Below are 24,360 nucleotides of genomic sequence, written 5' to 3' on the forward strand. Positions count from 1 at the left end.
TTTGAGGACAAGCAGTGAGTTTAATTAATCAGGTATTGAAAGATGTTGAAGCGCGCCAGGGCGGGACCATGAATGATGGCTGGGCTGGGCAACAAGTCAAACCGGTTTTGACACATCAACCTTCTACTTCCCGGCAATGGGCCAAACGCCTGATTTGGCTATTGATGATTGCGGGCTTGGTCGCTTGGATAATATTCAACCGAACCGAATTGTCAGCGTTTTACCGGTCAACTTTAGCCAGTATTCCATTGGCTAGCGAGAAAAAATCGTTTGGGAATAACTCACAAACCAAGCCAACAGTTACCACATTGCCTGCAAAAGCAGCTATTCCAGAAACACCAAAGCAGGCTTCAAGTGAGAGCAATCCAGTTGTTGATGCGCATCCGCAATTAACCAAATCTCTGTTTAGTGAATGGCAAGCCGAGCTTGCTGAGTCTATGACCAAACCGCCCATTCGTCAAAAAGTGACGCCTGCGCCTGTGTCTAAACAAACGGTTGTCTCTAAGCAAACTTCAGTCAAAGGTGAAGCACCACAGGTTGAAGGCGAATTTTCCATCAAGCCGACCGAAAGCAACTCATCAGGCACTGTGGTTTCTGTCGTTGAACCGCCGCTGGAATCAGGTAACGCTGGTAAAAGCAAAGCCACTGCCGAAACATCCACAGAAACCAATGGCACTGTGAACAAGCATGTGCGGCCGGAACAGGAAGTCAACTTGCTGATTCAAAAAGCAGTTGATCATGAACAAAAAGGGCGGTTGAGTGAAGCGTTGACCATTTTACGCCAAGCACTGGTCACGTATCCGCAATCTGAAGATGCCCGTCAATTACTCGCCGCTTATCTGTTTGAAACCAAGCAGGAGGCTGAAGGTGTAGCCGTATTGCAGGCAGGTATCAAACGTAATCCAGAGCAAGTCGGGTTATCCAAATCTCTGGCTAAATGGCAGTTGGCACACAATCAGCCCGAGGCTGTGTTGCTGACTTTAAAACCATTTGCCACTGTGTTGGCGCGTGACGCCGAAAGCCAATGGATACAGGCAATCGCTTGTCAGCAACTGGGCCAGCATCAAGCAGCTTTGCCTTACTTTGAGCGTGCGATCATTTTGCGTCCGGGTCAGGCGCAGTGGGTGGTGGCTTATGCTATTTCTCTACAGGCAAGCGGTCAAAATGCGCAAGCCTTGCAACAATTACAGTCAGCGCAGACCATGCCATTAAGTGAGCGCCTAGCCGAATTTGTTAATCAGCGTATCCGCCAGCTTGGTGGTTCAGTGCAACCGCGTGACGAGTAAGTGGCGAGCGCGGTAAGTTTATTGCTCACCTGAAATAGCACTTTATTCTTCTGTACTTTTTAATGTGCGCGCAAACACCAGCGCCGATACTTGTCCAGCCCCCGCTTGTTTGAGTACCTTTGCCAGCGCATGCATGCTTGCACCGGTAGTCATGACGTCATCTACAACCAGCACATGTTTTCCCTGCCAATCTTTTGGTGATGCAAACGCACCGCGTAAATTGCGGATTCTTGTTTTCATGTCCATGCCCGCTTGCGATGGCGTGTCCATCACGCGCGTGCAACCATCAATGTCCAGCGGAATCTTCAATGCTTTTTGTAAGTGCTTTGCCAGTTCCAAGGCATGGTTAAAACCTCGCTGGCGCACTCTTTGTGTATGCATGGGCATGGCAATCATCACGTCCGGGATATTAGCGGCTAACAATGTCGGCAAATGCGGCAGCACAGCCTCCGTGATTAATTTGCCTATGGGTAATTGCTGATGGTACTTGAATTGTTGCAACAAGCGGTCTAGCGGATAAGCATAACGGAAAGGTGCAAACGTCTGGTCAAATGCAGGTGGATGTTGCAGGCAAATGCCACAGTAATCGCCATTTAATGTAGGCAGTGCGCACTGTGGGCAGCGCGATGAGGTATACCAAGGTAGTGCGGCAGCGCAATCATTGCAAAATGGCGCATGACCTGTCTTGGTTTCTGACCAATATTCGGGTTGATATTTCTGGGCAGGCGCTGCACACATAGGGCAAGGCTGGCTGGCTTTTAACCAGGCTTGTAACCATTGTAAAAGGTGTATGTGATTAATATTTAAGCTGTTGTAAAAATTTTTCACGTTTAAGAGTAAACAACCTATAATTCAGCCCAATTAAAATCATCTTAAAACTGTCTGCGATTACTATGGAACAACAAACTTCTTCTAGCGCTTGTAACAGCGAACTGCAAACTTCCATCATTAATATCGATGGCCTCAAAGCCGCCAGTGCCTGCGAACACACTACCGTTGAACGCTGGTCTGTCGATGACATCATGGCATTGTTTGAACTGCCGTTCAATGATCTACTGCACAAGGCACAACTGGTACATAGGGAGCACCATGAGCCGAACGCGGTACAGGTCAGTACCTTACTTTCGATTAAAACTGGCGGATGTTCGGAAGACTGCGGATATTGCCCACAAGCGGCGCGATTTCACACTGAGGTGGAAAACGAACCTTTAATGAAGCTGGATGACGTGTTAGCCGCGGCCAAAGCGGCCAAAGACAGCGGCGCCAGCCGTTTCTGTATGGGTGCTGCCTGGCGCGGCCCGAAACAGCGTGACCTCGACCCGGTGCTGAAAATGATTGCTGAAGTGAAAGCGATGGGCCTGGAAACCTGTGCTACTTTGGGCATGCTGAAAGATGGCCAGGCCGAGCAATTGAAAGAAGCCGGGCTGGATTATTACAACCACAACCTGGATACGGCGCCGGAATATTATGGTGATGTGATCAGCACACGCACTTATCAGGATCGCCTTGATACCTTGGATCGCGTGCGTAGCGTGGACATCAATGTTTGTTGTGGCGGTATTATCGGCATGGGCGAAAGCCGTGCACAGCGCGCCGGTTTGCTGGCGCAGCTGGCGAATATGGAGCAACCGCCCGAAAGTGTGCCGATCAACTTGTTAACGCAGGTCGAAGGTACACCTATGCATGGTACCGAAGCGCTGGACCCACTGGAATTCGTGCGCACGATTGCTGCTGCGCGCGTGACCATGCCAAATAGCTTTGTCCGTTTGTCCGCCGGTCGTCAAAGTATGGGCGATGCTGTGCAGGCTCTGTGTTTCCTAGCTGGTGCCAATAGCATTTTCTACGGTGAGAAATTGCTCACAACCGGCAACCCGGAAGCCGATGCTGATAATGCATTATTCGCCAAACTAGGCCTGAAGAAAATCTAGTAATCATATGCTGGACTTTTTACAAGCCGATCTCGAAAAGCGCAAAACCTTGGGACTGACGCGTCAGCGTCGGTTGCTGGATTCGCCGCAAGCCGAGCATATCACCGCCAATGGTCAGCGATATCTCTCATTTTGCAGTAACGATTACCTTGGCCTGGCAAACGATGCTGCGCTGGTGACTGCCTTGCAACAAGCGGCGGCAGAGGCGGGTGTTGGTAGTGGCGCCTCCAATTTAATTACCGGCCATCACCGTTATCACGACCAACTTGAGCATGCATTGGCGACATTGGTTGGCAAGCCAGCAGCTTTGCTGTTTTCAACTGGGTACATGGCTAATATCGGTGTGATCAGTGCCCTGATGGGACGTGACGACGCGGTGTTTTCGGACAAGCTTAACCATGCCTGCCTGAATGATGGCGCTTTTTTGTCGCGCGCCAATCATCACCGCTTTCCACACAATGATGTCGCCGCTTTGGAAAAACTGCTGCAAACCAGTACAGCCCGCCACAAATTGATTACTGCAGATGCCGTATTCAGTATGGATGGCGATATCGCACCCCTGGCCGCATATCTTGAGCTTTGCGAACGTTACGATGCTTATCTCTACGTAGATGATGCGCATGGGTTTGGTGTGTTGGGCCCGCAAGGCCGCGGCACATTGAAACATCTGGGTCTGGAATCGCCACGTTTAATCATGATGGGTACGCTGGGAAAGGCTGCCGGAGTTGCTGGCGCATTTGTTGCCGGGGAGCAGGTGGTGATTGATTACCTGATCCAGTATGCCAACAGCTATATCTACACCACGCCGGCGCCACCGCCATTATCGGCAGCTTTGTTAGCTTCGGTTCATGAAATTGAACATGGCGATGCGCGCAGGCAACAATTATTTGCCATGATTAATTTGCTGAAAAGTGAGCTGTCACTCATGCGCTGGCATTTACTGCCATCAGAAACTGCGATACAGCCATTGATCGTCGGCGATAATTTTGAAGCGCTTGCGCTGAGCCAATATCTGCAAACGCGCGGTATTCTGGTACCTGCTATTCGACCGCCTACCGTACCGGTCAACAGCTCGCGTTTACGTATTTCGCTTTCTGCCACGCATGGTGAGCAAGAAGTGCGCGCCTTGATTGATGCATTGCATGAAGCCGAGCGCATCATTCCGGTCAGGGAACAGGCATGAGTTGTTTCATAGAGATGATGGGTCAGGGCAAGCCGCTGGTGCTGCTGCACGGCTGGGGCATGAATAGTGCCGTCTGGGAGCGCATCACCAAACGCCTGTCGGCCAACTACCGCTTGTTTCTGGTGGATCTGCCCGGCATGGGCCAAAGCCGCCCGATTACTCCCTACCATTTGCATAGCATGGCTGAAACGATCGCCGAGGAAATCCCGGGAGTTTCCAGTATCCTGGGCTGGTCGTTAGGTGGATTAGTAGCACAACGGATTGCCTTAAACCAGCCGGATCGGGTTGAGAAACTCATTCTGGTGGGTAATAACCCGTGCTTTGTCAGCAAGCCGGATTGGCCGCACGGCATTGAAGCCCGGCACTTTCAGCAATTCAATGAACGTTTTGAAAAAGACTTTCAAACGACTTTGCTCAATTTCCTGACTTTGCAATGCATGCACGCAAAAGACGCCCGTAGCACCGTGCGTCAGTTACGTATCGCTTTCGCTGCCAAGCCAACGCCGACACAGGAAAGCCTGAACCTGGCGCTGGATATCCTGTTGCAAACGGATATACGTGAAGAAGTCAGCCGCCTGTATCACCCAACCCTGATTATCCACGGTGACCGTGACACCCTGGCACCAGTCAGTGCCGCACACTGGTTGGCCATGCACCTGCAACGCGCAAAACTGCGTGTGATTGCCGGTGCAGCGCATGCGCCGTTTCTCTCGCATGCCGATGCTTTCTGCGAAGCGGTAGACACATTTATGGCCGAAGACTCCGCGGTGCGCGCTGTTGCGGAGACTTGAATGCAGGATGAATATTCAATAGACAAGGCGCGCATGCGGCAGGCGTTCCATCGTGCGGCAAAACAGTATGATGGCGCCGCCATTTTGCAGCGCCAGGTGCGTGAAGAAATGCTAAGCCGTCTGGATGTCGTCAAGCTGCAACCGCAAGTCATCCTCGATGCCGGATGCGGCACCGGGCATGGTTTATACGCCTTACTCAAACAATATAAAGCCGCAAAAGGCATCGCGCTGGATATCGCCGAGGGCATGCTGGCACGTACACGTACACTTTTTCCAACATATAAATTCTGGCAATCACAGCCGCGCTTTGTCTGTGGGGATATTGAAACTATTCCTTTAGCCACCGGTAGTGTGGATATGGTGTGGTCCAACCTGGCTATGCAATGGTGTAATGACCTGGATGCCGCCTTGCAGGAATTCCGTCGCGTGCTACGCCCTGATGGCTTGCTAATGTTCGCTACATTGGGGCCGGATACCTTGAAAGAATTGCGGGCAGCTTCAGGTGCCGATCATACGCATGTCAGCCGTTTTATCGATATGCATGATATTGGCGATGCCATGACCCGTGCCGGGTTCAATGCACCGGTGCTGGATGTCATGCATTACACCCTGACTTACGATACCGTTGAGTCGGTGATGCGCGACCTCAAGGCGATTGGCGCGCATAATGCCACTGCCGGGCGACCTAAAGGATTGACCGGAAAAGGGTTTTTGCAGAAATTGCGCCAGGGTTATGAAGGTTTCCGCCAGCAGGGAAAGCTGCCAGCGACCTATGAAGTCGTATTTGTGCACGCATGGACAGGTAGCCAGCCGTACACCGAACCCGGCAGCAGCCCGATACAACTGATGCCGCGCAAAGTCACAGCAGAATAAGTGATGACAATCGATTCGTTGCCGCGCCATTTCTTCGTCACCGGGACTGATACCGGCGTCGGGAAAACTACGGTGACGGTGCGCCTGATGCAGCACTTTGCCGCACGAGGCCTGAAAGTGGTGGGGATGAAACCTCTTGCGTCCGGCTGCGAGTGGGTGGATGGCCGCTGGCAAAATGAAGATGTGAGGCAATTAACCGCCGCCTCAAATGTGCAAACACCGCCTGAACTCGTGAATCCCTATTGTTTTCAACCGCCAATTGCCCCGCATATTGCTGCTGCGCAAGCGGGTACAGAAATTCAACTGGATGTCATCAAGGATGCTTATACTGCATTAACTGAGCTGGCAGATGTGGTCATTGTAGAAGGTGCAGGCGGTTTGCTGGTCCCGCTCAATAAAACCCAAACCATGGGCGATCTGCTGCGAGTGCTTGAACTGCCTGCGCTGGTGGTGGTAGGCATGCGACTTGGCTGTATTAATCACGCGTTGCTGACCAGGCAGGTTTTGCAGCAGCAAAAAATTCCGTTTTGCGGTTGGGTAGCTAACCAGATTGACCCTCACATGAGCATGCAGCAAGAAAACCTGCAGACGCTGGTTGAGTGGGTACAGCAGCCGCCCGTTTTGCATTTGCCTTATCAAGGACAAGAAACCTAGATGGTAAAACAGTCAGAAATGGGCCAATCCCCCCTAAGCCAGATTGGCATGCACGCACCTGTGCCACCAGTCACAAAGGCATTGATTGCTCTCAATCTATTGGTGTTTGTGATCATGCTCTGGGGTGGTGCCGGCTTCTGGCATTCGCCTAACAATGTGCAACTGACCTGGGGCGCTAACTTTGCGCCTGCTACGGCAGATGGACAATGGTGGCGACTCGGTTCTGCCATGTTCCTGCATTTTGGCGCATTGCATTTAGGCATGAATATGCTGGCTTTATGGGATGGCGGCAAGCTGGTTGAACGCATGTTTGGCCCGGTGCGATTCTTAAGTATTTATATTGTCAGCGGCATTGCAGGTAACTTGTTGTCGCTGGTTATTCAGGGTAATGAAGCAGTTTCCGGTGGCGCTTCGGGCGCCATTTTTGGGATCTACGGTGCGCTGCTGGTGCATGTCTGGTATACCAGGCAGCACATGCAACAAGTCGAATTCCGCTGGCTATTCTGGGGTGCCCTGGCATTCTCGGCGCTGACGATTATCATGGGATTTATTATCCCCGGCATTGATAACTCGGCGCATATTGGCGGCTTTGTGACCGGGATTGTTGGCGCAGTATTATTGCTGCCGACCAGTGAAGCGCATCATCCGCATCTGCAAAAGTGGCGTTTTCTTTCCGGCATCAGCTGGCTGATTGCTATCGCGATTTTGCTGACGCATTTGCCGGAACCTAAATATCGCTGGCATGAAGAACTGGCCATCCGCAAACAGGTGCAAAAGTTTACCCTGATAGACCAGCAGGCCAACCGCAAATGGAACGCCATTATGCTGGAAGGGCGCGAGGGCAGTGTCAGCTTTGACGACATGGCTACCCAGATTGATGAAGAAGTGGCGAATACCTACGAGGAAAGTTTTGAAAAACTTTCCTCGCTACCAGATGACCCTAATCTGCCGTCAGCGGCGTTGCTGGAACAAGCCAAGGCTTATGCCTTGAAACGCAGTGAAGACAGTAAAGCTGCTGCAGATAAGTTACGTAACATTCCATTTACGCCTGGTCGCGCAGCCCAGTAAAACGCGCATTCATACGTTTTCAGTAAAACGTATTCAATCCAGCCCTGCAATTTAAAGCGATGGCGCTATAAATCCGTCGCATCTCTCTGTTGTTTGAATTTCTTTTGTTGTTTCGGGCTATGGAATTTGCCATGCAAACGATGAGCCCGAGTGAAAGCCCGTTTCCAGAAATCGTCAGATTGCGGCAAGTAGTGTGCCTTGAATACCTGCCAGTCTTCACGCGTAAAGCCAAAATCCATACACGAGAAAATCAGTCCGGCAATATCTTTGCGCACGGCAGTGCCATTGGGTGAAACACCTTGCAGTACACGGTGCAAGTCCAGCAAGTAAAACTCAGTGTCCGCTGTTAAGGATGCAGATTTCTGCAAGGCGATATGGCAAAGGTAAAAGTCTCTATGGCATAAGCCTGCGGCATGAAATTTTTTCGCCAGCTTCGCTACTGCGATTAACATCGCGTGGCGCTGTTCTGCTGAGGCAGGTTGCGATTGCCAGCTTTTGCAAATATCTTCCAGTGATTCAATATCACCTAAATCTTCAGTCAACAAAAATGAGCGCTGGCTGGCAGCACAGTGACCTTGTATGCCATACGCTGCTATCGGAGTAGTCGCAATGCCAATGTTTTCAAGTGACTGAATTGCACGCACTTCAGTCATGGCGCCAATAATCGGGCGTTTAAAAGTCAGCCAGTTTTTGACAATCTCTTGCCAGCCAGTGACGCCATGCTGTTTGATGAAGTAGGATTGTCCGGCAATCGTGAGACGCATGGTTTTACGATTGGCAGCCGCGCGTACGGTATGGCCTTCTAATGCCATAAAATCTTCAAAAGAAAATTCCGTTAAGCGAGACGCGTGTTTAGGTGACAGCCAAAGATGGGTATCAGAGGATGGTGGCACAGGATTACGGTGCTGTGTTTGTTGAGCCAATGTTCTTTTCCGAAGCTAACTGCGTGAGTAGCTTTGCCTCAGCCTTTCCTGGGTTGTCTTGCATTAGTTGGTTAGCACAAGCCAGCCCGGCCTTGCTAAACGTTGCACGCTCAGAGGTCAGTGCTGTAGCAAGCGCCTGATCAAGTGCGGATTGTGTAAATGGACTGGCAAGTACGATCCCTGCACCTGCATTTTCTATATATGGGGCATAACCGCACACATTTGTAGTGACTACCGGCAAACCGCAAGCCATGGCTTCCAGCAATACATGACCAGCCAGTTCGCGTCTGGCCGGATGCACCATCCAGTCACATGCTTGCATCAGCTGTGGAATATCATCACGACCGCCCAGCACCTGTATCTGGCCGCTTAAATGATGTGCCTCAATATGTTTCTGCAACCAGCGTGGATTATCCTGGCCTATGATCAGCATGCGGACATTTTTTCTCATACTTTCCGGCAAACTGGCAATGGCCGTGACTGCGCGGTCAGCCCCCTTGGTTTTAAAGCCTGAGCCTACCAGTAGCAGTGCAATCTGCTCAGGCAATATACCGAATGTGTCTGCCAGCCATTGCTTTCCGTGTGCACGGTTAAAACTGGGGAATCGCTGCGGATCCAGGATAGGCGGGATCAGGTGAAAACGCTCGCTTGGTGTCTGGTACCAATGCTGGAATGTCGTTTGTTCCTGCGGCGTCAGCGTCAGAATGTGGGTGTTGCTGCTTGGCGAGAAGATTGATGCTTCTGCCTGCTGGAACCAGCGATAACGACTGGTCAGCCTATACCACCACGGCCGCTCTTCATGTGCTTTAGCAATAAAGCAGGAGTCTGCAGCAAAATAGACGTCTATCGGCTGCATGCGGTTAAAGCCTACCACCAGGTCAAAAGGTTCTGCCCGCACAGCCTGCTGCATCGCGCTAATCAGGCTGGCATGTCTGGTATGGTTACGCCAGCCGTTGCTTGCGCATAACTTCACCTGGATTTCTGCTGGCTGCTGCCCTTGCCATTCACCAGTGAAAATCGTCACTTGGTGACCCAGTGCAACACAGTCTTTTGCAATACGCAGCATGTCGCGCTGCACACCGCCATATGGGAAATATTTGAATATCAGAAAAGCAAACTTCATGGCCGAGATTGTATGCGAAAATAGCGCCCATGAAACGGATTCTGATTGTCAAAACCACCTCAATGGGTGACGTGATCCATGCACTACCAGCCGTGCAGGATATATTGCAGCATTTTCCGGATGCGCAGATTGACTGGCTGGTAGAAGAAAGCTTTGCTGATATTCCCCGTTTGCATCCACACGTTCAGCTGGTGTTTACCGTTGCCATCCGTCGTTGGCGAGAGCAATTGTTAAGCTGCGAAACCTGGCGTGAAGTGAGAGCGGTTAAACGTGCAATCGCCAGCCACACTTATGATGCCGTGATTGATGTACAAGGCCTGATTAAAAGTGCCTGGATGGCGCGCTGGGCACGTGGGCCGCGATACGGTTACGATACGGATTCTATTCGCGAGCCACTGGCGAGTCGTTTTTACCAGTATCAATATGCTATCTCTTATCAGCAACATGCCGTAACGCGTATCCGTACTTTAGTAGCTTTGAGTTTAGGATATGAAGTACCGCAGGATTTACCGGATTATGGTTTGCAAGGTGGGCAGTCAGTTGCGACCGGTTTGCCGGTAGCATTGACATTACCAAACCGTTTTTGGATCGCTTTGCATGCAACTAGCCGGGACAGTAAATTATGGCCTGAAGCGTATTGGATAGCACTGGGGCAGCACTATGCTGCACTAGGATTGGCAATGTGCTTGCCATGGGCTTCAGTTGAAGAGAAAGCACGCGCAGAGCGTATAGCTTCGCAAGTTAAACAAGCAAAAGTGTCGCAAGCGATGGTATTGCCTAAATTAAGTTTGCAGCAATTGGCGCAGGTCATTCCGCGGGCAACATTTGCGGTGGGCGTAGACACCGGATTGTCACATTTGGCTACAGCACTGGATATCCCAGTAGTGGCTTTATACACAGATACCGACCCAGGATTAACCGGGGTTGCAGGTGGGCGTAAAGCAGCAGCGATTAATTTAGGTGGCAAACAGCAAGTCCCTGATATCCCTGCAGTTCTGGCAGCAATCAAGCATGTAACCACCTGATCATTGGCACTGGCTTGATCGGTGCTATTCAATTTTCACATAAATCGTTCACTTACCCTTGAAATCAGTAGGGGCATCCCCATGTTTGTGAGCATGGTATGAAATTAGTGAAACGAAAAAGTCTTGAATTCTATAGGGGATCATCATGCAAGAACCACAAACATCCGTAGAGTCAGCGCCGAACGAGCAAGCTGTCAACGAGATAAATCCACAACAAACTGATAACCATGAGGCACGTATTGTGGAGCTGGAAGCTGCGCTGGAAGAGGCAAAAGCCCAAGTGCTGTATGTAAAAGCCGAGGGCGAAAACGTCCGCCGCCGTGCGCTGGATGATATTGATAAAGCACGCAAGTTTGCACTGGAGAAATTCAGCAATGAGTTGCTGGCAGTGAAAGACAGCCTGGATGCGGCATTGGTCGTCGAAAATGCCGATGTCACTAGCTACAAAAATGGTGTTGAATTGACCGCCAAGCAATTACTGGGTGTGTTCGAAAAATTCAATATTGCAGAAATCAATCCATTGGGCGAAAAATTTGACCCCAACAAGCATCAGGCAATCAGCATGGTGCAGGCGGAAGGTGAGCCTAATACAGTCTTGAGCGTACTGCAAAAAGGCTATGCACTGAATGAGCGTGTATTGCGCCCGGCGCTGGTGACTGTCATCCAAGCAAAATAATTTATACAACCACATTTTAACCACATTTCCATTGGGGACTTGAAATCTGTTCAGGCATCCCAATTATTGAAACATGAGGTTTTGATTAACAATGAATGTGATTAATAAAATTTAAGGAAGCGAAGAATGGGAAAAATAATTGGTATTGACCTGGGGACCACCAACTCATGTGTAGCCGTCATGGAAGGTGGCAAACCACGTGTGATTGAAAACGCTGAAGGTGCGCGTACAACGCCATCTATTATTGCGTACCAGGAAGACGGCGAAATTCTGGTAGGTGCACCGGCTAAGCGCCAGGCAGTGACTAACCCTAAAAACACCTTGTTTGCGGTGAAACGTTTGATTGGTCGCCGCTTTGATGAAAAAGAAGTGCAAAAAGATATCGATTTGATGCCTTACACCATTTCAAAAGCAGACAACGGTGATGCCTGGGTTGAAGTGCGTGACAAGAAACAAGCACCACCACAGATTTCTGCTGAAGTTTTGCGCAAAATGAAGAAAACTGCGGAAGACTATTTGGGTGAAGAAGTGACTGAAGCAGTGATTACTGTGCCAGCTTACTTTAACGATAGCCAGCGCCAGGCCACCAAAGATGCGGGCCGTATCGCCGGTTTGGACGTTAAACGTATTATTAACGAACCAACTGCTGCTGCTCTGGCATTTGGCCTGGATAAACAAGAAGGTGACCGCAAGATCGCGGTATATGACCTGGGTGGTGGTACGTTCGACGTGTCTATCATCGAAATCACGGAAATCGATGGCGAGCACCAGTTTGAAGTTTTGTCGACTAACGGCGACACATTCCTGGGTGGTGAAGACTTTGATAACCGTATCATCGACTTTTTGGCAGATGAGTTCAAAAAGGAAAATGGTCTGGACTTGCGTAACGACTTGCTCGCTAAGCAACGCCTGAAAGAGGCTGCTGAAAAAGCCAAGATTGAATTATCTGGTGCGCAACAAACTGAAGTGAACTTGCCTTATATTACGGCAGATGCCACTGGTCCTAAACACTTGGTGGTGAAAATCACGCGTGCCAAACTGGAATCACTGGTGGAAGACCTGATTGAGCGCACTATCAGCCCATGCAAAACAGCATTAAAAGATGCCGGTGTGTCTCCTTCAGATATTTCTGACGTGATTTTGGTGGGTGGTCAGAGCCGCATGCCAAAAGTGCAAGAGAAAGTGAAAGAGATTTTTGGCAAGGAGCCACGTAAAGACGTAAACCCGGATGAAGCAGTGGCAGTAGGTGCTGCGATCCAGGGTGGCGTGTTGAAAGGTGACGTCAAAGATGTATTGCTGCTGGATGTAACACCTTTATCCCTGGGTATTGAAACCCTGGGCAGCGTGATGACCAAGCTGATCAAGAAAAACACCACGATTCCTACCAAGGCATCACAAGTGTTCTCGACAGCGGAAGATAACCAGAACGCAGTAACGATTCATGTGTTGCAAGGTGAGCGTGAAATGGCTGCTGGCAACAAGAGCCTGGGTCAGTTTAACCTGAGCGATATTCCACCTTCACCACGTGGCATGCCACAAATTGAAGTGACTTTCGATATTGATGCCAACGGTATTTTGCATGTGTCTGCTAAAGACAAAGCCACTGGCAAAGAGAACAAAATCACCATCAAGGCTAACTCAGGTTTGTCTGAAGAAGAAATTCAGCGCATGGAAGAAGATGCTGCTAAATATGCTGACGAAGACAAAAAACTGCGTGAGCTGGTGGATGCCCGTAACCAGGCTGACAGCGTATTGCACAGCGTGAAGAAATCTCTGGCTGAACACGGTGACAAGATCGAAGCCGATGAAAAAGCCAAGATTGAAGATGCGGTGAAAGAGCTGGAAGCTGTCGCCAAAGATGGTGATGACAAAGAGGTCATTGAAGCTAAAACCAATGCCTTGATGGAAGCATCACAAAAACTGGGTGAGAAGGTCTATGCTGAGCAACAAGCACAGGCCAATACCGAAGGCGGCGCACAACCACAGGATGAAAAAACAGTGGAAGGCGACGTGGTAGATGCCGAGTTTGAAGAAGTGAAAAAAGACTAATCCTAAAGGGCGGGTGGTGACACTTGCCCTTCTTTATGATGCCGGCAAACACACTTCGTTGATAGCGAGTGTGTTTGTTTGTATGGCGCAGGCGCATGATGGCGCAAATGCATAATCGGAATAAATATGGCAGCTGCAAAAAAAGATTACTATGAAGTGTTGGGTGTAAACCGCGATGCTGGGGATGAAGAGATAAAAAAATCCTTCAAGAAATTGGCAATGAAGTTTCACCCTGACCGCAACCCGGATAACCCCAAAGCTGAAGAAAGCTTTAAGGAAGCCAAAGAAGCTTACGAAATATTAAGCGACGAGCAAAAACGTGCTGCTTATGACCAGTATGGTCATGCTGGTGTCGACCAGAGCATGGGCGGTGGTGGCTTCAGCGGATTTAACTCCGGTAATTTCAGTGATGCTTTTGGCGATATTTTCGGTGATATTTTTGGCGGCGGCGGTGGTCGTAACCAGCGATCGAATGTGTATCGTGGTGCTGACCTGCGTTACAACCTCGAAATTTCGCTGGAAGACGCGGCTAAAGGGACTGAGACTAAGATCCGTATCCCGGTGCAGACTAATTGTGAAACATGTCATGGTTCAGGCGCCCGTCCAGGCACTTCGCCTGTGACTTGTACCACCTGTAACGGCCATGGCCAGGTGCGTATGCAACAGGGCTTTTTCTCCGTGCAGCAAACGTGCCCGAAATGTCATGGCAGCGGCAAGATGGTAAAAGAACCATGCCCAACCTGCCATGGTGGCGGCCGCATCAAGCAGAATAAAACCCTGAATGTCAAAATTCCGGCCGGGGTTGATGAAGGTGACCGTATCCGCTTGAGTGGTGAAGGTGAAGCAGGTGTAAATGGCGGGCCAACAGGTGATTTGTACGTGGTGGTCCACTTAAAAGAACATGCGATCTTCCAGCGTGAAGGCGCCAACCTGCATTGTGAAATGCCTATCAGTTTTAGTACGGCTGCTCTGGGTGGGGAAATCGAAGTGCCGACACTGGATGGCGCTGCGAAAATGAAAATCCCATCCGAAACGCAAACGGGCAGTGTATTCCGTTTACGTGGCAAAGGCATCAAGCCATTGCGCTCCAGTGAACATGGCGATTTGATGGTGCACGTGGTGGTAGAAACGCCGGTGCGCCTGACTGAAAAGCAGAAAGACTTGTTGCGCGAATTTGAGAGTAGTACTCAGGCAGATGCCGGCAAACACAGCCCGAAAAATAAAAGCTGGGTAGATAAAGCGCGCGACTTTTTTAGCTGATTCTTAAAAGGATGGATTAACGGATAAATCGCAATTTTTGCTTTATCCGTTTTCATTTTTGTATGAGGGGCATAAGTCAGTAAATTGCATTGGTTACAATTCAATAACAATTAAATTTTGATTTTTACAATTCAGTTACAGCTCGGTCAAATAATTGCAATAACTCTCTCCTAAACTAGAGCCATCTTTAAATGAAACACAAAACGTTTTGTTTAATGGCTAGCTTGGTTGATTTGTCAACGACTAGCATTGATTTCCTCCTGATCCAAACCCCCTTTTAACCCGCCTTAGCGGGTTTCTTTTTGTCTGCTACTTTCGCAACATCATCACGCATATATTCCAGGCTTGCTGAAATTAATGGTGAGCAGCGTGTAGTCTGTAACCGCAACATCGTTTATGATGATTAGCAATTACATTACAGGATCAGCTTCAAAAGTTGATTCTGCACATATCCATCATGTTAAAAATCGCTATTTTTAATGCTAAAGCAGACGTAGGGGCAACAACAACTGCGCTTAATTTGGGCGCTGCCTGGCAACGCCAGCATAAGCCCGTTCTGTTAATCGATATGGATCCGCAGGCGCGCCTGACTGAGACTTACAAATATATCGGCCTCGATTTGCAAAAGCATTTGTTCAGGTTTTATCAGTCTGATACGCCGTTACTAGAGTTGATTCAGCCTTTACGTAACGGGCTGCCGCTGATTACAGCCAATAAAGAGCTGATGAATCTGGATTCGCAGTGTGGTCGCGGGCCTGCAACTTTGAAAAGGCTGGCTGAAGGCTTGGCTAAGTTGCAGCCTACGCATGCTGAATATGCAGTACTTATGGATTGTTTCTCCGGAATCGGAGTTATTTCTCTAAGTGCCGTTTTCGCCAGTGATCTGGTGCTGGTGCCGGTGTCGGCGGATTATTTATCCATTCATTCCGCTGTTAAAGTCGACAAAGCACTCAATGCGCTGGAGCCGGTGTTAAAACGGCGCATCCAGCGCCGCTATCTACTGACGCGTGCTGATAAACGTAAGGAAATGACCGCTGAAGTTGCGCAGGAAATGCGTCGCCTGTTTGGCAACGAAGTGCTGCTCACCCAGATCTCAGAGCATGCGGCCTTGGCAGAGTGCGCACGTATGGGTCAGCATGTGTTTGAGTATGATGCTGCGAGTGCCGGGGCACGTGATTACATGACACTGTATTTTGAGTTGCAAGATGTCATCAAGAAATTGCCACTTTCGACATCATAGTGACTGCATTTAGCGATGGCGGCTTCCCAGCCATTGCCGTCGCCAGAACATCAGCAGCATCACTGATGCAATGCCAAGCATGATAAGGATCGCCCACCAGAAACCATACGGATCATGCGTCCATGGCATCTCTTCGAAATTCATACCAAAAATACCGGCGATTAATGTGGCTGGCATAAACAGCATGGCCACTACCGTCAGTGCGCGCACTTCCAGGTTCACCCGCTGGCTGATACTGGTCATATAAATATCCATCAGGCCGCTCAGCATGTCACGGATAGCTTCAAGAGATTCCGTAAAGTGTGCGGTGTGGTCGTACAAGTCGCGTAAATAGGGCAAGGTTTGCGGACTAAAAAAGCCATGCTCATTACGAATCAGGCTGTTCAGCACTTCGCGCAGCGGCCACACGGCACGACGCAACTCAATGGTGACATGTTTGAGCCTGTGTATGTTTTGCAGATCTTCCGGGCTGGGCTGGTCAAGCAAATGCGTTTCAAGCAACTCGGCATCTTCGTTGATCGCTTCCAGCACCTGGAAATAGCGCTCCATCAAACTGTCCAGCAGTGCATAACAAAGGTAATCCGGGCCACTTTGGCGCAACAACACCTGGCCTTGCCGTAACCGCTCACGCACCGGTTCAAAACTGCCGGATGGCCGCTCCTGAAAGCTAAGTAGCCACTCACGGCCCAATGCAATACTGATTTGCTCTGAGCTGACACTCATGGACTCCGCATCGTAATAAAACAAACGTGTTTCAAGAAAAAGGTAATCCGGGTAAGTATCCAGTTTAGGTCGTTGCTCGGTATTTAAAATGTCGTCTAAAACCAGCGGATGCAATTTAAAACGACGGGCAACCGCTTGCAGCAACGCAATGTCCAGCACGCCATGTACATTAATCCACGAGGTATGTTCTGCCGGCGCCTGCCATTCGACGATGTCGTGCATGGTCAGTTGCCTGGAATCCATATCATTGGCGTTGTAGCTGATGCTATGGATACAAGCAGGCGTTGCTTCATTTTCTGTGGCAGTTTCGGGTGTAAATCCCGGGCTGGAAGTACCAAGTAAGCGATGCTTGCGGTGAGAGTGTTTGCGTTTGGCCATAAGTATACGAATCAACAATGCGGGTTTAGCATAAGCGTTCATTATGCGGAAATCAAGCCAAAGCTAAGCGGCAAAGCCAACAGGCAGGCCACAAGCCAGTCTATGATAAAATAAGCGAAACTATTCAATGAAAGAATCGCATGTCTGGCAACACCATTGGTACGCTGTTTACCCTGACTTCGTTTGGCGAGTCGCACGGCCCGGCCATCGGCGGGGTGGTTGATGGTTGCCCGCCAGGTTTGGAATTGTCGGCAGCGGATTTGCAGGTTGACCTGGACAGACGTAAACCTGGGACTTCCCGTCATGTGACCCAGCGCAGTGAGGCTGATGAAGTTGAAATTTTGTCTGGTGTATTTGAAGGCAAAACCACTGGTGCGCCTATCGGGTTGTTAATCCGCAATACCGACCAGCGCTCGCAAGACTACAGCAAGATCATGAATACGTTCCGGCCCGGACATGCAGACTACACATACACCCAAAAATATGGCATTCGCGATTATCGTGGCGGTGGTCGTTCCAGTGCTCGTGAAACGGCTGTGCGCGTAGCCGCAGGCGCCATTGCCAAAAAATGGCTGAAACAAAAATACGGCGTGCAGATTCGTGGCTATCTGAGCCAACTGGGCGAAATAAAAGTGCCATTCGTTAGCTGGGATGCGATATCACAAGAAGGTAATCCTTTCTTCTCGCCAAATGTGGAAATTCTGCCGCAACTGGAAGCTTATCTGGACCAAATCCGCAGTGAGCGCGACTCTGTCGGTGCGCAAATTACCGTTGTCGCCGAGCATATGCCAATCGGTCTGGGCGAGCCTATTTTTGACCGCCTGGATGCAGATATTGCGCATGCCATGATGGGTATTAATGCCGTTAAAGGCGTTGAAATCGGCGCAGGGTTTGATTCTATAGCGCAACGCGGCAGTGAGCATTGTGATGAGCTGACGCCACAAGGTTTCGCTTCCAACCATGCAGGTGGCGTATTGGGTGGCATTTCCAGTGGTCAGGATATCGTGGTCAATGTGGCTTTTAAACCAACGTCGAGTATTCCTCAAGAGCGTCGCTCGATCAATCACGCTGGTGAGCCGGTGATGATGCAAACTACTGGCCGTCACGATCCTTGTGTAGGCATACGGGCAACACCGATTGTGGAAGCCATGTTAGCGCTGGTGCTGATGGATCATGCTCTGCGCCATCGTGGTCAGAATGCCGATGTGCACACGACAGTACCCACATTGTAAATCCATAAAGATTACCAAACCTTCAATTTTCTAACCGACTGATGGCTGCCAAGCTGGTCACGGTTTTCTTTAAAAACGCGAGTATTTAATGAGTCACGCTTTACACTTTAATCTCTCGCGTTTTTATTTCATCTATTACTTTTTCGTCGGCGCTTTTGTGCCTTATTGGGGGTTGTACCTCAGCTCAGAATCCTTTTCACCGGCTGATATTGGCATACTGATGTCTTTGTTCCAGGTCAGTCGCATCATCGCCCCTAATTTGTGGGGCTGGTTGGCTGACCACACCAGGCAAAGAGTGCGTTGGATCCGGACCACAGCATTTTTAGGGTTATTTGGTTTCGCAGCGATTTTCTGGGCACATGATTTTATGACCATGTTTGTGGTCATGGCAGCTTTAAGTATGTTTACCAGCTCTACCTTGCCACTATCCGAGTCTCTGTTATTGGCACATCTGGCGAGCACCAACGGCCATTACAGCAAGATCCGTCTATGGGGCTCCTGGGGCTTTATCGTAGCGTCTGTTTTGCTGGGTTATTTAACTGACTGGTTTGGCATTAAAAGCCTGCTCTGGTTTATCCTGGTTGTGCAGTGCGTGCTGTTCGGATTAACCTGGAAACTCCCTGAAGCACATGTGCCGCCTCATGCAAATGATAGTTTTTCTGTGTGGAAAATCCTGAAGCAACCTGCGGTTATTTCCCTTCTGGTTGGCTGTGCCATGATGGTGACCGCACATGGCTTGATGTATAACTTTTATTCTATTTACCTGGCAGAACACGGTTACAGTAAAGGCATGATAGGCTGGTTGTGGGCGTTAGGCGTGATTTGCGAAATAGGCATATTTATCAAAATGCCGTGGATTATGTCCCGCTTCAAACTGAAAACAATTCTAGTCGCCAGCCTCTTGATAGGCGTCATTCGTTTTTCCATGATGGGTTTGGTGCCGGATCACCTGGGTTTATTATTGCTGGCGCAAACCATGCATGCATTTACCTTTGGCAGCTTTCATGCGGCGGCGGTAGAGGTGGTCACGCAATATTTCAATGGCCGCCATCAGGCCAAAGGCCAGGCCATCTATAACAGTGTCGCGTATGGCATAGGCGGTGCCCTGGGTGGCTTGCTAGGCGGGTTTTCACTGCAGTACTTAGGCGGGCAGCTCACTTTTACGCTGGCTGCCTTATTTCCTTTATTAGGCGCAGCGATTGTCATGTTCGGACTGCATTTATCGCAACCCTATGCCCGCAGCGGCATGTTCAGCCATTAGCTAAAATGCAGATGTGAAAACAGCCCGCATGCGGGCTGTTCTTGTTTCGCTAAAGATAATTAATTAATACGTTTGTCACGCTCAATCAATGCATAAGCACTATGGTTGTGGATGCTCTCAAAGTTCTCTGATTCCACCACATATTTCACAATGCGTTTTTCTTCATTTAATTGTGCTGCGACATCACGCACCATGTCTTCCACAAATTTTGGATTGTCATACGCACGTTCAGTCACAAATTTCTCATCCGGCCGCTTGAGCAAGCCATACAACTGGCACGAAGCCTGTTCTTCCACAAGTGAAATCAAGTCTTCCAGCCAGATGAATTCGTTCAGCAAGGCAGTCACTGTCACATGCGAACGCTGATTATGCGCGCCGTAATTTGAAATCTGTTTGCTGCATGGACATAAGCTGGTGACTGGCACCATGACCTGAACGGTAATTTCAAACTGGCCATTCTTGATTTCACCGATGAAAGTGACTTCATAATCCAGCAGGCTTTTCACGCCAGATATAGGCGCGGCCTTGTTGATGAAATACGGGAAACGCATCTCTACATAACCGGATTCCGCTTCCAGGCGTTCCACCATTTGACGCAGAATTGTCTCGAATGAGTCGATCGAAATGGCGCTTTCGTTCATGTTGAGAATCTCAACAAAGCGCGACATATGCGTGCCTTTGAAGTTGTGCGGCAAATGCACATACATATCGAACACCGCTACGGTATGTTGCTCACCACCGGTTTTATCTTTGACAATGACCGGGTGACGGATAGACTTGATACCTACCTTGTTGATGTCTAGGCGACGCACATCGGGAGTATTTTGTACGTCTTCAATCACTGCAGGGATTACGGGTTGATTCATCAGGGTTTCCAAAGCGGGAGTTGCCCGCGATTTGATAAATGGTTGAATATACTACTCAGCTATTAATTTCTCAATAGCAGAACAAATACCGGATTTGTCTAGACCGCAGTCGCTCAACATAGTTTCATGCGAGCCATGCTCGATAAAACGGTCAGGTAGTCCTAAACATAGAGTGGATATGACAATATGATGGGCTTGCAGGCATTCCATCACGGCAGCACCGGCGCCCCCCATGATCGCATTCTCTTCTACAGTCACTATATGGTCATGCGTGCGGGATATTTCAAGTACCATGTCCGTATCCAGCGGTTTGATAAAACGCATATTTACCACAGTCGCGTCCAGCGTTTCTGCTGCTTGTAGTGCCGGATGCAGCATGCTGCCAAAGGCAAGGATGGCGACTTTTTTACCCTGGCGGACTAATTGTGCCTTGCCAATTTCCAGTGTGTCCAATGATGCCGAAGTCGCTGCACCTATGCCGCTACCACGGGGATACCGCACAGCCGCCGGGCCTTTGTACTGATAGCCGGTAGTCAGCATCTGGCGGCATTCCTGCTCATCACTCGGTGCCATGATCACCATGTTAGGGATACAGCGCATAAAACTTAAGTCAAAGCTACCAGCATGTGTGGGGCCATCAGCGCCGACAAGGCCAGCACGGTCAATCGCCAGCAAGACATCCAGGTCTTGCAGCGCAATATCATGTACCAATTGATCATAAGCGCGTTGCAGGAAAGTGGAATAGATGGCAACTACCGGTTTCAAGCCATCGCAGGCCATCCCTGCCGCAAAAGTGAGCGCATGCTGTTCTGCAATGCCTACATCAAAGTAACGTTGCGGATACTTTTCCGCAAAACGGTTGAGGCCTGAGCCATCACACATCGCTGGTGTGATACCAATCAAACGGCTATCTGCCGCTGCCATATCCACCAGCCAGTCACCAAAAATCTGGGTATAAGTAGGGCACCCACTCTGGGTCATGCAATGGCCATTCAGCGGGTCGAACTTGCTGACACCGTGATATTTATTCGGATTATCTTCCGCCGGACTGTAGCCTTTGCCTTTTTGCGTGACAACGTGCAAAAACTGTGGGCCTTGTAATTGGCGGATGTTGCTTAAGGTATCTACCAGCGTCGCGATATCATGGCCATCAATAGGCCCAATGTAATTAAATCCGAATTCTTCGAACAAGGTGCCGGGAGTGACCATGCCTTTGGCATGCTCTTCAGCACGGCGGGCAAACTCTTTGACCGGGGGAATAATATCCAGTACTTTTTTCCCGCTACGCCGAACGCTGTCATACAGTTTGCCGGACATCAGGCGCGCCAGGTAATTGTTCAATGCACCGACATTATTGGAAATGCTCATGTCATTGTCGTTCAGGATCACCAGCAGGTTGGTGTCCATATCACCCGCATTATTTAGGGCCTCGAATGCCATGCCCGCTGTCATTGCCCCATCGCCGATAATCGCGACGCTGCGACGGTCAGACCCCAGCGTTTTGGCAGCAACCGCCATGCCTAATGCAGCTGAAATAGAGGTGCTTGAATGGCCGGTACCAAAAGTATCGTATGCGCTTTCGTCACGTTTGGGAAAACCGGCGATGCCGCCGGCTTTACGTAATTGCGCCATCGCATCACGACGTCCGGTTAAAATTTTATGCGGATATGTTTGATGGCCAACGTCCCATACCAGCCGGTCATCGGGTGTATTGTAGACGTAATGCAATGCAATCGTGAGCTCTACCACGCCAAGGTTGGACGACAAATGCCCGCCGGTTTTGGAGACGCTTTGAATGAGGAATTCACGTAATTCTGCGGCTAGTGCTTTCAGCTGTGACCTCTCCAGCAGGCGCAGGTCGGTTGGAGAATCAATGCGGGACAGCAGGGAAGTCATCATTAGGATGTGCGCTCACAAATGAAACGGGCAATCGCGCGAAGTGGATCAGCCTGCTTATCAAACCCGGCAAGTAACTGCAAGGTTTGCTCATACAATCTTTTAACCAATGCATTAGCCTCCTCAATACCAAGCAGGCTCACATAGGTCGATTTTTCCTGCAAGGCATCTTTACCAGCCGTTTTCCCCAGGGTTTGTGTATCTGCAGTGGCATCCAGAATGTCATCTACCACCTGGAACGCCAAGCCCATGTTCTCGCTGTATTGATTAAGCAAACTTATGTGAGCTTCAGAAGTGCTTTCTGCTGCGTAGGCGCCGAGCAGTGTTGAAGCCCTGATAAGTGCGCCGGTTTTGTACTGATGCATGGTTTCGAGCTCGGAGCGAGTCAACAGCAGGCCTGTGCTTTGCAAATCTATACTTTGTCCACCGCACATGCCGCGCGAGCCGGTGGCTTGCGCTAATACCTGCACTTGTTTTAACGCTTGTGGCGCATTTGTATCGGCAATCGTTTGAAATGCAAGGGATTGCAGCGCATCGCCCACCAGCAAAGCCGTCGCATCCCCGTATTGCTTGTGGCAACTGGGCTTGCCACGACGCAAATCATCATCATCCATGCACGGCATGTCATCGTGCACTAGCGAAAACGCATGTATCAACTCTACAGCCACTGCAGCGGCATCGGTCGACTTTGCTGGTGCTCTGACAAGCTCGGCAGCCGCATAACTAAGCAATGCCCGCACGCGCTTACCGCCGCCTAGCACTGCGTAACGCATGGCAGAATGCAATCTTGCAGGTGACGTCTCTTCTGAAGGCATCACGCGCGCGAGTGCATCTTCAACCTGTTGTTGGTGAATGGTTGCCCAAGGCTCGAATGTAAATAATGAGATGCTCATGACTGTAAGTGAAGTTGTGGCGAATCACTCAAGTTCGAAGGGTTTTAATTGCTGCTGCTGATTCAAGATCAAAACTGTTTGTTCAGCCTGCTGTAACGATGTCTGACAGGCTTGTAGTAATTGCATGCCATCAGCATAAGCTTTGAGCGCGTCTTCAAGAGGCAACTCTCCTGACTCCATGTTTCTGACAATCGTCTCCAACGCGATCATGCGCTGTGCAAAAGTTTGCGACTCACTTGCCACATCTGGAGATTTTTTTGAAACACTCATGAAAGTCAACCTGTTAAAACGCCTGACATTTTAACAAAACTATTTCGCTTGCGGGATTATTCTCAGAAGGTCGGAAGCAGATCAGGCAGGTAACACGCGTAACAGGAAGTTGCGGATATCGTCTATCTCCTGTTCGCAGACGCTATGCGGCATGTCGTATTCGTGCCATTCCACTGGATATCCAGCGTCTTCCAGCACTTCTCGCGAGGATTGCGCAGTAGATAATGCGATGACATTATCAAAACGCCCATGTGCCATCCAGATAGGCATGTGTTGATTTACGGGGTGCTGTTCACTTGAAAGTTTACTTTTCAAAGGCAGGTAAGTGGAGAGTGCGAGTACACCAGCTAAGGGTTGGTTGAACCGTGTAGCAGTATGCAGCGCAATCGCGCCACCTTGTGAAAACCCGGCCAGTAGAATTCGGTTTGATGAAATGCCTGTAGAGATTTCACTCTCAATCATCGTATTAATCGTGCCCTGCATTTCTTTGATGCCAGTCTCGTCCTGGGGACTATCCGGCTGAAGACCAAAGATGTCATACCAGGCACGCATCTCGTAGCCATTGTTCAGACTCACTGGTCGATAAGGTGCATGCGGCAGTATGAATTTAATATGCGGCAGGTCAAGCATATGCACCACGGGCTTAAAATCATGACCGTCAGCACCCAGGCCATGCATCCAGATGACGGTGGCTGTCGAATCTTTTGTGTTGAGGATGATCTTTTCCAGCATTGTTTAGCAGTCAGAATTAAACTGTCAGTA

Annotated in this window: 23 protein-coding genes; 14 read left to right on the top strand and 9 right to left on the bottom strand. The window is 49.7% G+C overall.

All coding sequences use genetic code 11. The annotated features are described in order from the left end of the window. Nucleotides 1–14: 14 nt before the first annotated feature. A complete protein-coding gene (locus tag ASG24_RS13855) occupies nucleotides 15–1,286 on the top strand; it encodes a M48 family metallopeptidase (protein ID WP_055872229.1) in 1,272 nt (423 codons plus the stop codon). 42 nt (nucleotides 1,287–1,328) lie between these two features. Here ASG24_RS13855 and ASG24_RS13860 read toward each other — a convergent pair whose 3' ends face one another. Then, nucleotides 1,329–2,024, bottom strand: coding sequence for a ComF family protein (locus ASG24_RS13860; RefSeq protein ID WP_082488123.1), 696 nt, complete (start codon nucleotides 2,022–2,024; stop codon nucleotides 1,329–1,331). Nucleotides 2,025–2,179: 155 nt separating this feature from the next. Between ASG24_RS13860 and bioB the strand changes: the two genes are divergently transcribed. The 6 genes from bioB to ASG24_RS13890 are packed head-to-tail and all read left to right on the top strand — an operon-like array spanning nucleotide 2,180 to nucleotide 7,783. Next, the gene (bioB, locus tag ASG24_RS13865; RefSeq protein ID WP_055872231.1) at nucleotides 2,180–3,214 is read left to right on the top strand and encodes a biotin synthase BioB; all 1,035 of its coding nucleotides are present in this window, start codon (nucleotides 2,180–2,182) and stop codon (nucleotides 3,212–3,214) included. Between the two features lie 7 nt (nucleotides 3,215–3,221). Continuing rightward, a complete protein-coding gene (gene bioF, locus ASG24_RS13870) occupies nucleotides 3,222–4,397 on the top strand; it encodes an 8-amino-7-oxononanoate synthase (RefSeq protein WP_055872232.1) in 1,176 nt (391 codons plus the stop codon). Continuing rightward, nucleotides 4,394–5,188, top strand: coding sequence for a pimeloyl-ACP methyl ester esterase BioH (gene bioH / locus ASG24_RS13875; RefSeq protein ID WP_055826921.1), 795 nt, complete (start codon nucleotides 4,394–4,396; stop codon nucleotides 5,186–5,188). The genes bioF and bioH overlap by 4 nt, the downstream gene beginning before the upstream one ends. Then, entirely contained in the window at nucleotides 5,189–6,061 is an 873-nt protein-coding gene (gene bioC / locus ASG24_RS13880) for a malonyl-ACP O-methyltransferase BioC (RefSeq protein WP_055872233.1), read from the top strand. Between the two features lie 3 nt (nucleotides 6,062–6,064). Beyond that, the gene (gene bioD, locus ASG24_RS13885; protein ID WP_055872234.1) at nucleotides 6,065–6,715 is read left to right on the top strand and encodes a dethiobiotin synthase; all 651 of its coding nucleotides are present in this window, start codon (nucleotides 6,065–6,067) and stop codon (nucleotides 6,713–6,715) included. 18 nt (nucleotides 6,716–6,733) lie between these two features. After that, complete coding sequence (locus tag ASG24_RS13890) at nucleotides 6,734–7,783, top strand: rhomboid family intramembrane serine protease (RefSeq protein WP_055872280.1); 1,050 nt, start codon at nucleotides 6,734–6,736, stop codon at nucleotides 7,781–7,783. 65 nt (nucleotides 7,784–7,848) lie between these two features. Here the strand turns inward: ASG24_RS13890 and rfaP are convergent, their stop codons facing one another. Continuing rightward, nucleotides 7,849–8,595 (bottom strand): lipopolysaccharide core heptose(I) kinase RfaP, encoded by a 747-nt coding sequence (gene rfaP, locus ASG24_RS13895; RefSeq protein WP_055872235.1) that lies wholly within the window; start codon nucleotides 8,593–8,595, stop codon nucleotides 7,849–7,851. Nucleotides 8,596–8,680: 85 nt separating this feature from the next. Next, entirely contained in the window at nucleotides 8,681–9,829 is a 1,149-nt protein-coding gene (locus ASG24_RS13900) for a glycosyltransferase family 4 protein (protein ID WP_055872236.1), read from the bottom strand. Nucleotides 9,830–9,858: 29 nt separating this feature from the next. Here ASG24_RS13900 and waaC point away from each other — a divergent pair, with 29 nt between their 5' ends. From waaC to ASG24_RS13925, 5 genes are all read left to right on the top strand, one after another. Beyond that, a complete protein-coding gene (gene waaC / locus ASG24_RS13905) occupies nucleotides 9,859–10,854 on the top strand; it encodes a lipopolysaccharide heptosyltransferase I (protein ID WP_055872237.1) in 996 nt (331 codons plus the stop codon). A gap of 145 nt (nucleotides 10,855–10,999) precedes the next feature. After that, the gene (gene grpE / locus ASG24_RS13910; RefSeq protein ID WP_055826905.1) at nucleotides 11,000–11,530 is read left to right on the top strand and encodes a nucleotide exchange factor GrpE; all 531 of its coding nucleotides are present in this window, start codon (nucleotides 11,000–11,002) and stop codon (nucleotides 11,528–11,530) included. Between the two features lie 126 nt (nucleotides 11,531–11,656). Beyond that, nucleotides 11,657–13,579 (top strand): molecular chaperone DnaK, encoded by a 1,923-nt coding sequence (dnaK, locus tag ASG24_RS13915; protein ID WP_055826902.1) that lies wholly within the window; start codon nucleotides 11,657–11,659, stop codon nucleotides 13,577–13,579. A gap of 126 nt (nucleotides 13,580–13,705) precedes the next feature. Continuing rightward, nucleotides 13,706–14,839 (top strand): molecular chaperone DnaJ, encoded by a 1,134-nt coding sequence (gene dnaJ, locus ASG24_RS13920; protein ID WP_055826900.1) that lies wholly within the window; start codon nucleotides 13,706–13,708, stop codon nucleotides 14,837–14,839. A gap of 457 nt (nucleotides 14,840–15,296) precedes the next feature. Then, nucleotides 15,297–16,079, top strand: coding sequence for a ParA family protein (locus tag ASG24_RS13925; protein WP_055872238.1), 783 nt, complete (start codon nucleotides 15,297–15,299; stop codon nucleotides 16,077–16,079). A 9-nt stretch (nucleotides 16,080–16,088) separates the two neighbouring features. Here the strand turns inward: ASG24_RS13925 and corA are convergent, their stop codons facing one another. Continuing rightward, on the bottom strand, nucleotides 16,089–17,180 hold the full coding sequence (gene corA / locus ASG24_RS13930; protein ID WP_055872281.1) for a magnesium/cobalt transporter CorA: 1,092 nt from the start codon (nucleotides 17,178–17,180) through the stop codon (nucleotides 16,089–16,091). A gap of 140 nt (nucleotides 17,181–17,320) precedes the next feature. On the opposite strand from corA, the gene aroC reads away from it, so the two are divergent. After that, nucleotides 17,321–18,412, top strand: a complete 1,092-nt coding sequence (gene aroC / locus ASG24_RS13935; protein ID WP_055872239.1) for a chorismate synthase — start codon at nucleotides 17,321–17,323, stop codon at nucleotides 18,410–18,412. An 88-nt stretch (nucleotides 18,413–18,500) separates the two neighbouring features. Then, nucleotides 18,501–19,673 carry an MFS transporter gene (locus tag ASG24_RS13940; protein WP_055872240.1) on the top strand — a complete coding sequence of 391 codons (1,173 nt, stop codon included), beginning with the start codon at nucleotides 18,501–18,503 and terminating at the stop codon, nucleotides 19,671–19,673. 59 nt (nucleotides 19,674–19,732) lie between these two features. On the opposite strand, the gene folE2 is transcribed toward ASG24_RS13940, so the two are convergent. The 5 genes from folE2 to ASG24_RS13965 all read right to left on the bottom strand — a co-directional run bounded on the left by folE2 (nucleotide 19,733) and on the right by ASG24_RS13965 (nucleotide 24,330). Then, nucleotides 19,733–20,539, bottom strand: a complete 807-nt coding sequence (gene folE2 / locus ASG24_RS13945; protein WP_055872241.1) for a GTP cyclohydrolase FolE2 — start codon at nucleotides 20,537–20,539, stop codon at nucleotides 19,733–19,735. A 51-nt stretch (nucleotides 20,540–20,590) separates the two neighbouring features. Further along, a complete protein-coding gene (gene dxs / locus ASG24_RS13950; protein WP_055872242.1) occupies nucleotides 20,591–22,435 on the bottom strand; it encodes a 1-deoxy-D-xylulose-5-phosphate synthase in 1,845 nt (614 codons plus the stop codon). Nucleotides 22,436–22,437: 2 nt separating this feature from the next. Further along, a complete protein-coding gene (locus tag ASG24_RS13955) occupies nucleotides 22,438–23,328 on the bottom strand; it encodes a polyprenyl synthetase family protein (RefSeq protein WP_055872243.1) in 891 nt (296 codons plus the stop codon). Between the two features lie 24 nt (nucleotides 23,329–23,352). Beyond that, entirely contained in the window at nucleotides 23,353–23,598 is a 246-nt protein-coding gene (xseB, locus tag ASG24_RS13960; protein WP_055872244.1) for an exodeoxyribonuclease VII small subunit, read from the bottom strand. Between the two features lie 81 nt (nucleotides 23,599–23,679). Beyond that, the gene (locus tag ASG24_RS13965) at nucleotides 23,680–24,330 is read right to left on the bottom strand and encodes an alpha/beta hydrolase (RefSeq protein ID WP_055872245.1); all 651 of its coding nucleotides are present in this window, start codon (nucleotides 24,328–24,330) and stop codon (nucleotides 23,680–23,682) included. Nucleotides 24,331–24,360: the final 30 nt, after the last annotated feature.

Source organism: Methylophilus sp. Leaf414 (assembly GCF_001425425.1).
In the GTDB taxonomy this organism is placed as follows: domain Bacteria; phylum Pseudomonadota; class Gammaproteobacteria; order Burkholderiales; family Methylophilaceae; genus Methylophilus.

What these genes read in the sequence shown, in the direction of transcription:
- bioB (WP_055872231.1), top strand. Translation starts at nt 2,180, where the DNA reads ATGGAACAACAAACTTCTTCTAGCGCTTGTAACAGCGAACTGCAAACT.
- waaC (WP_055872237.1), top strand. Translation starts at nt 9,859, where the DNA reads ATGAAACGGATTCTGATTGTCAAAACCACCTCAATGGGTGACGTGATC.
- ASG24_RS13955 (WP_055872243.1), bottom strand. Translation starts at nt 23,328, where the DNA reads ATGAGCATCTCATTATTTACATTCGAGCCTTGGGCAACCATTCACCAA.
- grpE (WP_055826905.1), top strand. Translation starts at nt 11,000, where the DNA reads ATGCAAGAACCACAAACATCCGTAGAGTCAGCGCCGAACGAGCAAGCT.
- ASG24_RS13890 (WP_055872280.1), top strand. Translation starts at nt 6,734, where the DNA reads ATGGGCCAATCCCCCCTAAGCCAGATTGGCATGCACGCACCTGTGCCA.
- xseB (WP_055872244.1), bottom strand. Translation starts at nt 23,598, where the DNA reads ATGAGTGTTTCAAAAAAATCTCCAGATGTGGCAAGTGAGTCGCAAACT.
- dnaK (WP_055826902.1), top strand. Translation starts at nt 11,657, where the DNA reads ATGGGAAAAATAATTGGTATTGACCTGGGGACCACCAACTCATGTGTA.
- bioH (WP_055826921.1), top strand. Translation starts at nt 4,394, where the DNA reads ATGAGTTGTTTCATAGAGATGATGGGTCAGGGCAAGCCGCTGGTGCTG.
- bioF (WP_055872232.1), top strand. Translation starts at nt 3,222, where the DNA reads ATGCTGGACTTTTTACAAGCCGATCTCGAAAAGCGCAAAACCTTGGGA.
- ASG24_RS13940 (WP_055872240.1), top strand. Translation starts at nt 18,501, where the DNA reads ATGAGTCACGCTTTACACTTTAATCTCTCGCGTTTTTATTTCATCTAT.
- ASG24_RS13965 (WP_055872245.1), bottom strand. Translation starts at nt 24,330, where the DNA reads ATGCTGGAAAAGATCATCCTCAACACAAAAGATTCGACAGCCACCGTC.
- ASG24_RS13925 (WP_055872238.1), top strand. Translation starts at nt 15,297, where the DNA reads ATGTTAAAAATCGCTATTTTTAATGCTAAAGCAGACGTAGGGGCAACA.
- bioC (WP_055872233.1), top strand. Translation starts at nt 5,189, where the DNA reads ATGCAGGATGAATATTCAATAGACAAGGCGCGCATGCGGCAGGCGTTC.
- ASG24_RS13900 (WP_055872236.1), bottom strand. Translation starts at nt 9,829, where the DNA reads ATGAAGTTTGCTTTTCTGATATTCAAATATTTCCCATATGGCGGTGTG.
- corA (WP_055872281.1), bottom strand. Translation starts at nt 17,180, where the DNA reads ATGGCCAAACGCAAACACTCTCACCGCAAGCATCGCTTACTTGGTACT.
- dxs (WP_055872242.1), bottom strand. Translation starts at nt 22,435, where the DNA reads ATGACTTCCCTGCTGTCCCGCATTGATTCTCCAACCGACCTGCGCCTG.
- aroC (WP_055872239.1), top strand. Translation starts at nt 17,321, where the DNA reads ATGTCTGGCAACACCATTGGTACGCTGTTTACCCTGACTTCGTTTGGC.
- rfaP (WP_055872235.1), bottom strand. Translation starts at nt 8,595, where the DNA reads ATGGCATTAGAAGGCCATACCGTACGCGCGGCTGCCAATCGTAAAACC.
- bioD (WP_055872234.1), top strand. Translation starts at nt 6,065, where the DNA reads ATGACAATCGATTCGTTGCCGCGCCATTTCTTCGTCACCGGGACTGAT.
- dnaJ (WP_055826900.1), top strand. Translation starts at nt 13,706, where the DNA reads ATGGCAGCTGCAAAAAAAGATTACTATGAAGTGTTGGGTGTAAACCGC.
- folE2 (WP_055872241.1), bottom strand. Translation starts at nt 20,539, where the DNA reads ATGAATCAACCCGTAATCCCTGCAGTGATTGAAGACGTACAAAATACT.
- ASG24_RS13860 (WP_082488123.1), bottom strand. Translation starts at nt 2,024, where the DNA reads ATGTGTGCAGCGCCTGCCCAGAAATATCAACCCGAATATTGGTCAGAA.